Source organism: Psychrobacter glacincola (assembly GCF_965118485.1).
Classification (GTDB): domain Bacteria; phylum Pseudomonadota; class Gammaproteobacteria; order Pseudomonadales; family Moraxellaceae; genus Psychrobacter; species Psychrobacter glacincola_D.
This window is the reverse complement of the sequence record NZ_CBCPJH010000016.1, coordinates 67,474-78,580: the sequence shown is the minus strand read 5'-3', so window position 1 is coordinate 78,580 and position 11,107 is coordinate 67,474. Positions and strand designations below refer to the sequence as shown.

The window sequence follows — 11,107 nt, the reverse complement described above, 5'->3', positions numbered from 1 at the left end:
CTATTAAAAAGGAGCGAAATATGGGCAACATACCCTCAGCGATTGACCCAACATCCTTAAACCAAAAAGAGAGCAATGACTTAAGCATACCTGAGCAAGATAGCGTTATTGAACATATGGATAAAGAAGTATATAGCGATGAGCTACGCCGCAAGATGCATCAGGACTTGATAGATGACTACGATGAAGAGCTTGAGAATGAGATAGACGATTATGTGCGTGACTTTCGTTTTGATGGACGCGCGATGAGTGAGCAAGAAAAGCTCGATCGCCGTACCTACTTTCAAGAGCTACTACGCCTGCAACGTGAGCTGATTAAGCTACAAGATTGGGTAGTTGATCGTGGTGAGCGCATTGTGGTGATATTTGAAGGACGAGATTCTGCGGGTAAAGGCGGTGCTATCAAGCGTATCTCTCAGCGCTTGAATCCTCGTGTTTGCCGAGTTGCCGCCCTACCTGCACCAACTGAGCGCGAACAATCACAGTGGTATTTTCAGCGTTATGTAGCACATCTGCCAGCGGCGGGCGAGATTGTTTTATTTGATCGCAGCTGGTATAACCGTGTGGGTGTCGAGCGCGTGATGGGCTTTTGTACGGATGCACAGTATGAAGAGTTTTTTCAATCAGTACCTGAGTTTGAGCGCATGCTCGTCCGTTCGGGTATCCGCTTGGTAAAATACTGGTTTTCAATTACCGATGATGAACAGCATTCGCGCTTTATGAGCCGCATTCATGACCCACTCAAACAATGGAAGCTCTCGGCAATGGATTTACAATCGAGGCGACGCTGGGAAGATTATACTAAGGCAAAAGAGACGATGTTTGAGCGCACACATATTCCTCAAGCGCCTTGGTGGGTGGTTGAAGGCAATAATAAAAAACGCGCTAGGCTCAATTGTATTGCCCATTTACTTGAGCAAATCCCTTATAAAGAAGTGCCGCGCGATGAGGTAGAACTGCCTGAACGCAAGCGTGATGATGAGTACTATCGCGAGCCTATTCCTGATGATATGTATGTACCGCCGCGTTATTAATGGTGTTCTTCTCTCATAACATATCACTAATAGCAAAACAGCCTTATAGGAGTATAAGGCTGTTTTTTTATCTGATACTAAGCATAATATCTACATAGTATAAATAATACCTACATAGTATAAGTCGCTTGTAAACTATCAATTTTACCCGCCAGTAGACGTTCAACTTCGTTTTTGATTCTTAGCCCCGACATGTCAGTGCCGATCTGTACGGCAAAACCTGCTGGTCGACCACTTTGGGATTTAGAATTAATCCAAACCACCTTACCATTCATCGGTAAACGTTCACTAGAATTAGGCAAAGTCACCGCAATAAAAACTTCATCGCCCAGTTTTTGCGGGCGCTCAGACGGTATAAACAAAGCCCCATTAGTAACAAAAGACAGATAGCTTGCATATAACATATCCATATTTTCAATATGACAGGTTAAAATCCCACCACGTCCTGGCATTGCCATAATCAGCTTCCTTTATCTATGAGGTTAACAGTATTTTTAATAGATGATTAATGATGTACAAGATTAGAATACCAGCTATAAATATGATATCTCTCATTAGCCTTATTTATTATAAATAGACCAATTCTTGCATCAGCTTATCATAGGAAAATTTTTCTTGCACATTTTGTTGTAGTGCGATTTTCGTCTGTTGTAAGCTATATGAAAGACGCTCTAGCCCACTATCGCTTGGTTGATGGTCTTGCAAAATTGCGGCTAATTTAACGTCCTTTTGCAAGGCTTCAAACCCTAACAAAACACGGCGCATATCGAGTAGCATCAGCTCAGACAATTGGATAAATTCATCAATACTAAGCTGATTTTGCCAATAATCGCTTGCTGCTATGCTACTGCGTTTACCACTACGTAATGCCTGCCATGTCGTCAACCATAGCGCACGCTTACTATACCATGGCGCCTGAGCAAGCGTAATGGCAGCCAAAGGTGCGCCATTCGCCAACTGGATAAGTTGCTCAATGGCAGCCGCGCCGACTGCTTCACGATTGACCGTACTACCAAGTGCTTGAGTCACATAATCTAGCGCGACAGCAGGATCGATTCTCTGCAACGCTAGCTGCTGAACACGGCTTTTGATAGTAGGTAGCAGCTGTGAGGGCGCATCACTAATCAGAAATAAATACACTTGCGCTTGTGGTTCTTCCAAGGTTTTAAGTAAGGCGTTGGCTGCAGCAATCGTCATCTGTTCAGCGTGATCGAGTACGCAAATGCGCATGCCATGCCCGCCTTGATAGATAAAAGGCTGCAAAGCACGAATCTCATCTACCTTTATTTTTAATGAAGCATTACTCGTGGCTTTAGTGGATTTTTTATCTTTTGCTGTGCTACTTGCCACTTCTTGCTGCTTATGAATATTATCAGCACTAATAGGTAAACTGACTAATGGCAACGCTTGCAAGCTTGGATGTGTACCAGATCTCAACCATTGACAGCTTTCACAATGACCGCACGCCCCTAGTGGACGCTCATCACGCGCGCGACATAACAGCCAAGCTACCAAGCGCCAGACGAACGCACGTTTACCCATGCCTTGCATTCCAGCGGCTAATAGCGCATGAGGTAAAGATTGCTGCGGCGCCAATACGCGCTGCGTCAACTGCGACCAAAGCAGCTGTTGCCATGGGAGCAGTGGCGTAAAATAAATATCATCAGTCATATTTTCCCGCTCACTCATGGCTATTGTTTAATATTTTTCATTAGAATTATTATAAATAAAAACAGTATTTATTATATTTTTTCACTTAGGCTATTTTATATCGCTTATTTTAAAAATCAGAGATACTCATCGCATTTAGACGATCCAAATCCTCTTGCGTATCAACCCCTGCTGGCAATAGACAGGCCGCTTTGGCAATCGCAATTTTCCCACCATTTTCTAATATCCGTAACTGCTCTAAGCTTTCTAATATCTCAAGCGGCGTTTGTGACCAGTGAACAAACTGCTGTAGCAGACTGACGCGATAAGCGTATAAACCTAAATGACGATAGGCGTTTTCTGGTGCTGGCTTATTCCCTTTATCAGCCAAGGCCATATCACGACTACAAGGAATCGGCGCACGACTAAAATAAAGTGCTCGCTGCTGGTTATTGGTATTTTGGCTGACAACCTTGACCACAGACGGGCGCATAAAAGTATCATAATCTTCGATAGGCTCACATAAAGTTGCCATGACACTCTCTGCGTCTTGCACCAATAATGTTTTGACTTGCCCTAGCAATAATGGCGGCACCAGTGGCTCATCGCCTTGCATATTCACCACTATGTCATGTGCAGCCCAACCTTTGATAGCAGCTACTTCAGCCAAGCGGTCAGTGCCTGAAGCGTGCTCACTGCTGGTCATCACCACATCAAAACCTGCATCTAGACAGACTTTAGCAATCGACTCATCATCGGTCGCAATACACATATCATCAGCAAAATCTGCCAGTTTTGCCTTCTCAGCAACCCAAAGTATCATCGGCTTGCCGTGGATATTTAATAATGGCTTGTTCGGCAAACGAGTGCTTTTTAGACGCGCAGGAATGACAATGTGAGTTTTAATTGGCATAAGAGCTGACATAGCTTATTCCTAAAAATATGTTCAATTGAAAATATACATACTAGGCATTTTTTTCTCAGAATTTTAAGCGCTCTTAACGATATTCAACGCTCGTAATTGCTGTTGCAAAACATCATAGCAATTATCAGACAGCACTGCATTAACTGGCAATACCCATAATCTGCTGAGTAATGCCTTATATTCATCACTCAGCACCTTATCGCCAATCGTTTGTATCAACAAAGCCTTGATTTTTACGGCATCTTTACTGGTCACAATAATAGGATGCTCAGCATACTGCAGTAATTCTGTCAGACTAAAATCGTAATGATCAGGATAAGAATGCGGGATAACTTCAAAACCAAGCCAAGTCAAAGTATCGAAAAAACGCTGCGGATAACCAATACCACTGACTGCATGTACCTGACAGCCACTCTTAGGAAGCGTCCTATCACCGTTTTCCAACACCTCTTTCTCAGTATCAAATGACCATAATAACTCTAAAGTATCGGGCTGTAGGTGCATCGTTAAAGGCTTCATAGCAGCACTATCAAAATCATATTTATCATCAGAATTGGATAAAGGAGCTACCTTTTGATGATAAATGATATTAGCACCTTTTAAGCGCGATATGGGCTCACGTAAAAATCCTGTCGGTAGCAGCTGTTTATTACCAAAGCCGCGTGCCGCATCTACGACTATCCATTCAATATCGCATTGCAAAGCATAATGCTGTAAGCCATCATCAGCGATAATTAACTGTAAGTCTGGATAAGACTCTAGCAAAGTAGTAATTGCTTGCTGCCGGTTAGGGCATACCGACATTGCCGCTCCTGTCATACTGACTATTAGACATGGCTCATCCCCTACTAACTTAGGTGAGCTTTCTGCGCTAACCAATGCTGGCATCTGGCTGCTATCACCACCATAACCGCGACTGATAACGCCAACCTTTATACCTTGCTGCTGCAGATGATAAACCAGAGCAATAATCAGCGGCGTCTTGCCACTACCGCCAACGGTGATATTACCAATGACTATAACTGGAATAGGCGCACGGTAACTAGCAAAAATACCTATTTTATAAGCTTGACGGCGCAGTATCATCAACAGTGCATACAGCCAGCTAAATGGTAGTAGCAGCCAAAGCCAAGCTGCTTGACGTTGCCATGCGCGCGTTATAATGGTTTCAATATTCATGATTATTCAAAATCACGCGCATACATTTGCGCATAATGACCATGCAGTTGCATTAGCTCAGCATGAGTCCCAATCTCAACGATTTGACCAGCGTCTAATACGGCTATTCGATCAGCAGACTCAATAGTGGTCAATCGATGCGCAATAACCAGTGTTGTGCGATCTTTCATAATATTATCAAGCGCTTTTTGAATGTAGTGTTCAGACTCATTATCTAACGCACTGGTTGCTTCATCTAATATTAAAATTGGCGCATCTTTCAATAGTGCACGAGCAATCGATAAACGCTGACGCTGACCGCCAGATAGCTGTAAACCTTCAGCACCGATTTCACTTTGATAGCCATTTGGCATTTGCATAATAAAATCATGAGCAAAGGCATCTTTTGCGGCTTGCTCAACTTCAGCTGGAGTTTTGTGAGCCAAACTACCGTAGGCAATATTATTAAAAACTGTGGTATTAAATAGCACTACTTGTTGATTGACCATCGCAATCTGAGCACGCAAGCTTTCAAGTTTGATGTCTTCAATCGGCATACCATCTAAGGTAATCTGCCCTGAAGAAGTCGATAAGGTACGCGTCAGCAAATTAACTAAAGATGACTTTCCTGCGCCACTACGTCCAACTAATGCTACTGTCTCGCCTGCACGTATATCCAAGTTAAAGTTACTTAGTGCTACAGTTGAGTCTGGATAAACCAAACTGACATTATCTAGTTTTATCTCACCTACCAAGGCTGGACTTAACACACCAGTGTCTTCTTCTTCGGGCTCATCTAGTAGAGCAAATATCGACTCACCTGCCGCAAGCCCTCTTTGTAACTGTTGATTGACATCCGTCAATGAACGTACTGGCTTACTCAACAGTCCGGCCGCAGCAATATACGAGATAAACTGACCTGCTGAGATATCATCTATCACCGAAGGACGTAACGCTAGCCAAACCACGACTGCCATTGCTATTGCCATCAATAACTGTACCGCTGGAGTATTGATGCTATTAGTAACAACCACCTTCATTCCTTGGCGTAGGTTTTTCTTAGACGTTATATCAAAGCGCTTAGACTCGTACGCTTGTCCACCATAATTCTTGACCACCTGATAGCCATTGATAACTTCATTGGTAATATGACTAACACCCCCCATCGTTTCTTGGATACCTTTAGAAAGCTTTAGATAACGCTTTGAGGCCACGCGAATCAGCCATAATATTGGTGGCAGCACAACGAATAAAATCAGCGTCAAACGCCAGTTGCTATAAAGCAAAAAGCCCATCAAGGCAACCACGGTTAGACCGTCACGTAATAACGTTTTCATCGAATCGGTACTAGCAGCGGTCACTTGCTCAACGTCGAAAATAAGCTTCGATGAAATTGTTCCTGCTGGATTAGCTAAATAGAAAGAACTTGGCAGACGCAGCAGCTTATTGAATACCTCTACGCGTAGCTCATACACTAAGTTTCGCGATACCAATGCCGTATAGTAATTACCTAAAAAGCTACCTACACCGCGCACAAAGAACAACAGTACAATAATAAACGGAAATAAATCCTGCTTACTTTGATCATTCTGATTGATAGCATCAGTGATATATTGTAAGAGTTTAGCAATCCAAATCTCAGTAGCAGCATTGATAGCAAAACCAATAATGGTGAGCAATATAGCCCACCAGTATGGTTTTAAATAAGCCAATAAACGCATTAGGGTCTTGCTTTTAGGCGGATTCAAGGTCACCGATGTTGATGCTATCAGCGTTTTAGCAGAAGTTTTTGTAGAGTCAGGTTGGTAAGCTTGGCTCATAAAAGCCTCAATTTAGGTGTAAGAATAGAAATGGATAGCACTAATGGAATAGTAGCGCTTAATCATATTATTTATCGCATTTTAAAATACGATTTATATTTATTGCGGTAATGCTTGACCAAGTGGCACAACAGTACTGATGTTTATATTTAGAAAGCCCAATTTACCAGCAATATCCATTACCCGCACCACTGATTGATGGGTGGCATTAGCATCAGCGGCAATCACAAACAGTATATCGCGATTACTACCTGCCTCTTGCTGCAACATGCTTGTGAGCTCCGCTTCATTACTACTGGCAAGAGTAATACCATTGACCAAATAGCTACCGTCTTCTTGCACGGCTACTTCGATACTGTTTTTCTCTTCGGTCAACGCTACCCCTTCAGCTTCAGGCAAAATAATATTCAAGCGGCTAAAGTGATTAAACGAGGTTGCTAGTAGCAAAAACACGATTAAAAACAATAAACAATCAATCATCGGGGTCAGATTAATTTCAAGTGGCTCAACGGTTGGTTTTCTAAAGCGCATGTCACTCTCTTAAATATACTTGATACCAATAGGCTCAATGTAGGATTATCATGGCTACTATATTGCCATCTTCAAAAAGTAGCAGGCGCTATTTTATCTAAATCCAAACCATCAATTAAACGCTTTTCTTCTACACCGTCATCCACCACTATGTTTTGCGCTGGCGCATTAAAACCATAATTGTGCTCTAATAATTTATAATCATACAACTCTTGAATCATGAGCCCAGCTTGAGTCTCAAATTGAGCATTAATATCAATAATCCGGCGCTGAAAATAACGATAAGCGATCAATGCTGGTATAGCAACCATCATACCGGCAGCAGTGGTAATCAATGCCTGTGATACACCCGCAGCAAGCATCGTTGGGTCTTGCATTGCTCCATCAGTAATCGCTAAGAACGATGAAATAATACCCAGTACTGTGCCCAATAAACCAAGCAGAGGCGCAATAGCGCCAATAGTACCGAGCATATTGATATTTTTTTCTAACTGATGCACTTGTACGCTGGCACGGTTCTGCATATGCATGGTCATCGACTCTAAGCCATATTGGCGATACAGCAGACCCGTTGCTAGAATATCACCTAGCGCAGTCTTTTCTTTGACATTCATGAGCTGAGTACGACCGATATCGCCATTTTCACGAAGGCGTGTTATCAGCTGTTCACGCAATCTATTAGGAGCAACCTTATTAAACTGTAAAGTATGGCTACGCTCAATAATAATCACCAATGCCAAAATTGAGCACAAGACGATAGGTGTCATGAGCCAACCACCCGCTTTTACCAACTCCCACATATCAACTCTCTTCTATATTTTGATAAACCAGCTGCTATCAGTATTGCTTAAATAAGGATAAAAAAAGGTATGCAACACCTTAAGCCTATGCTTCCATATGCTTAATTAAAGCGGCTAATTGATCTTGGCTGTGGAAGAATATCTCAACGCTGCCCTGTCCATCTTTTTTGTGTTTAAGCTTCACTTCCGCACCGAGCATATCCGTCAGTCGCTGCGTCAAACGCTCAACATCACGAGATTGCACTTGTTCGGCGCGACTGACTTTTGGCATTGGCTGCAAAATAGATTTAACAAGTTTTTCAGCTTCGCGTACTGTCATCCCACCATCAATAATCTTTTGGGCAATGATAGGCTGCTGCTCAGATGACAACGCTAAAAGCGTACGCGCATGACCCATATCTAGAGCACTGGTCGCCAAATGATCTTTGACTGTGTCGTGTAATTGATTCAAGCGTAAAAGGTTTGATACCGTCGTACGGGCTTTACCGACGACTTCGGCGATCATGGCATGACTCATGCCAAATTCCGTATGGAAACGCTGCAGTGCCGCTGCTTGTTCAATCACTGATAGGTCTTCACGCTGGATATTTTCAATCAATGCGAGGGCAATCGCCAGCTCATCTGACAAAGCACGCTCAATGGCTGGAATAACGGACTTGCCTGCCATTTTTGCTGCACGCCAACGGCGCTCACCGGCGATGATTTCATGGGTAACAAAGGCTTCGCTTTTGTCTTCTGTGGCGAGCAATGGACGAATGACAATCGGCTGCATAACGCCATGCTGTTCAATAGAAGAGGCCAACTCTGCCAATGCCGTTTCACTCATATCACGGCGAGGCTGATACTTACCAGCTTGCAAACGAGCGACATCAATCTGCACCAAACTGATTTGGTCTTCAGAGCCGTTATTTTCGCTCGCGTTTACACGGGTACCATTGGCAACACTTTTATTCAAGGTACGCGCTTCACGGGCTTTACGCGGGCTATTGTCTTTGGGCTCAGAAGCAGATGACTTGACTGAAAAATTGGCATTAACAGTCGTTTCAGGCATTTTAACAGCCGTCTTTGTATTAGCGTTATCTATTGGCAAAGCCTGCTCGCGCGCAGTCATATCGTCTTGCAAGGCAGAGGCGGTAATTTGCTTTTCTTTTTTGATTGACCCTAATAAGGCATCTAAGCCTCGATTGGCAGCCAACCCTCTTTTCTTCGCCATGATTACCTATCCTCTAACGCTAAAATATAAGCCAAATGTTTTTAAATTTAATGATAAATACGATATCTGCTGTTCTGTTATCTGGCTGCTTTTTCTAATGACCCATTATTTCATAATTGATCATTTTCTCTTATAACAAGATAACTAGCGACTTTGTTTCATGACTTCAGCGGCCAATTTTTGATAAGCACGCGCACCTTTCGACCATCTCTCATAAGCAATGACAGGTAGACCATGCGCAGGCGCTTCTGCCAAACGGATGTTTCTTGGGATAATAGTGTTATACATAACTTCACCAAAGTGCGCTTCTAACTCAGCGGACACGTCACGAGCTAACGTATTACGCGCATCAAATAGCGTTCTGACGACACCGCGAATATATAACTTAGGGTTTAATTCCGTCAAGCGCTCTATCGTTTGCGATAAATCCGCCAAGCCTTCTAGCGCATAATACTCACACTGCATCGGAATAATAACGCTATCCGTCGCCACCAACGCATTAATCGTCAATAAGTTTAAACTTGGCGCGCAATCGATAATCACATAATCATAGGCAGGTTTTTCTGCCGCTATTTGCGCATCAACCAAATCTGCCATTGCCGTTTTAAATAGCTCGTGACTGTTGGTTTTGCTCATCAAAGTGATGTCCATACCTGCCAAATCACGATTGGCACCGATAACATCAAACCCTGCTGGACTATTGACAATCGCATCAGATAAAGACACGCCATCGAGAAGCACATCTGCTATGGTCAGTGCGAGGTCATTTTTATCGACACCCGTACCACTGGTAGCATTGCCCTGTGGGTCTAAGTCAATCAACAATACGTGCTTGCGTTTGGCAGCCAAACTGGCGGTCAAATTTACCGCCGTTGTGGTTTTGCCCACTCCGCCTTTTTGATTCGCAATCGCTATGATTTCCATACACTCACTCAATTTAATTAGGATCTATTACTGATTTTACTAACGCGCTCTTTTACCTAAAGCTTAAACATTGCTATAAACATTGGCACAGAGGTTATTTCATCATAAAATATGCTATCTCACCATCAAATAAGATAGTTTCATAATAAATAGCGTGCTCATAGCTTAGACATTTTTATAAGACAATTCAATTAAATGACGACTATCATGTAAACGTGGCACGTTCAGCTTAATAGTCTTAAACTGCCAGTCGCTGCTTAAAGCATGTAGCTCTTCTTCGCTTGGCACTTTACCTTTCATGGCACACAAGTAACCATTATCCGCTAATCGTGGCTGGGCAACAGCAACAAAGTCTATCAGACTGGCAAACGCGCGCGAGGTAACCACATCATAGCTTGCTTCGTACGCCTCAATACGTGAGGCGATAGGTTGCATGTTACTCAAACCAAGCTCGCTACTGACTTGCTTAATAAAACGGATCTTTTTCTGATTGCTATCAAGCGCTGTACATGGGCGCTCAGGCTGACAGATGGCAATAATCACTGCTGGTAAACCGGCGCCAGTCCCGATATCAAGCAGCGACCCTAAAGGTAAATGAGGTATAATAGCCAAACAATCGATGACATGTTTGATAAGCGCATCTACCGGATCCGTAATCGCGGTCAGATTATACGCTTTATTCCATAATAAAAGCTGGTCTAAATATAATAATAAGCTGCTCTGCTGCTGGGCACTCAATGTAAGACCCAGCTCATCTATCGCTTGCGCTAATATATTTGCCAATGTCGGCAGCTTATCACCGAGCTTTACAAAGCCGGTTGGGTCAATATGGATAATTGCCGTGTTAGCAGAGGTTAAAGAAGTTTTAGTAGAGTCTGACATACAAGATGTTATCCAGTTTTGACATGTGAACCGTCTATTTTATCATGCAGGCTGCTGATTGAATAGTTGCAGATTGAGCCAATGTGCGCCATCTTATACTATCTGCGCCTATATTGAGCCGTTATTCAGCATCGACTCCCCTAACTCTACTATTTATCAGTTGCTATCAG

At 43.0% G+C, this 11,107-nt stretch carries 11 protein-coding genes; 1 reads left to right on the top strand and 10 read right to left on the bottom strand.

Annotation, left to right across the window (positions count from 1 at the left end):
* Window positions 1-1,034 (top strand): polyphosphate kinase 2 (gene ppk2, locus ACMHKH_RS07850; protein ID WP_413520086.1); only part of this gene is annotated, 1,034 nt, incomplete at its 5' end.
* A gap of 110 nt (window positions 1,035-1,144) precedes the next feature.
* Here ppk2 and ACMHKH_RS07845 read toward each other — a convergent pair.
* The 10 genes from ACMHKH_RS07845 to rsmG form a co-directional block, all read right to left on the bottom strand.
* On the bottom strand, window positions 1,145-1,492 hold the full coding sequence (locus tag ACMHKH_RS07845; RefSeq protein WP_413520085.1) for a PilZ domain-containing protein: 348 nt from the start codon (window positions 1,490-1,492) through the stop codon (window positions 1,145-1,147).
* Window positions 1,493-1,601: 109 nt separating this feature from the next.
* The gene (locus ACMHKH_RS07840) at window positions 1,602-2,705 is read right to left on the bottom strand and encodes a DNA polymerase III subunit delta' (protein ID WP_413520084.1); all 1,104 of its coding nucleotides are present in this window, start codon (window positions 2,703-2,705) and stop codon (window positions 1,602-1,604) included.
* A 109-nt stretch (window positions 2,706-2,814) separates the two neighbouring features.
* Window positions 2,815-3,609, bottom strand: coding sequence for a 3-deoxy-manno-octulosonate cytidylyltransferase (gene kdsB / locus ACMHKH_RS07835; RefSeq protein ID WP_413520083.1), 795 nt, complete (start codon window positions 3,607-3,609; stop codon window positions 2,815-2,817).
* A gap of 63 nt (window positions 3,610-3,672) precedes the next feature.
* Window positions 3,673-4,788 (bottom strand): tetraacyldisaccharide 4'-kinase, encoded by a 1,116-nt coding sequence (gene lpxK, locus ACMHKH_RS07830; protein WP_413520082.1) that lies wholly within the window; start codon window positions 4,786-4,788, stop codon window positions 3,673-3,675.
* A 2-nt stretch (window positions 4,789-4,790) separates the two neighbouring features.
* A complete protein-coding gene (gene msbA, locus ACMHKH_RS07825) occupies window positions 4,791-6,488 on the bottom strand; it encodes a lipid A export permease/ATP-binding protein MsbA (RefSeq protein WP_413520088.1) in 1,698 nt (565 codons plus the stop codon).
* Between the two features lie 198 nt (window positions 6,489-6,686).
* Window positions 6,687-7,118 carry an ExbD/TolR family protein gene (locus tag ACMHKH_RS07820; RefSeq protein WP_413520081.1) on the bottom strand — a complete coding sequence of 144 codons (432 nt, stop codon included), beginning with the start codon at window positions 7,116-7,118 and terminating at the stop codon, window positions 6,687-6,689.
* 71 nt (window positions 7,119-7,189) lie between these two features.
* Window positions 7,190-7,918 carry a MotA/TolQ/ExbB proton channel family protein gene (locus ACMHKH_RS07815; RefSeq protein WP_413520080.1) on the bottom strand — a complete coding sequence of 243 codons (729 nt, stop codon included), beginning with the start codon at window positions 7,916-7,918 and terminating at the stop codon, window positions 7,190-7,192.
* An 85-nt stretch (window positions 7,919-8,003) separates the two neighbouring features.
* Window positions 8,004-9,131, bottom strand: a complete 1,128-nt coding sequence (locus ACMHKH_RS07810) for a ParB/RepB/Spo0J family partition protein (protein ID WP_413520079.1) — start codon at window positions 9,129-9,131, stop codon at window positions 8,004-8,006.
* Between the two features lie 144 nt (window positions 9,132-9,275).
* Window positions 9,276-10,055: a ParA family protein gene (locus ACMHKH_RS07805; RefSeq protein ID WP_413520078.1), complete on the bottom strand. Its 780-nt coding sequence runs from the start codon at window positions 10,053-10,055 to the stop codon at window positions 9,276-9,278.
* Window positions 10,056-10,220: 165 nt separating this feature from the next.
* On the bottom strand, window positions 10,221-10,937 hold the full coding sequence (gene rsmG / locus ACMHKH_RS07800; protein WP_413520077.1) for a 16S rRNA (guanine(527)-N(7))-methyltransferase RsmG: 717 nt from the start codon (window positions 10,935-10,937) through the stop codon (window positions 10,221-10,223).
* Between the last annotated feature and the right edge of the window lie 170 nt (window positions 10,938-11,107).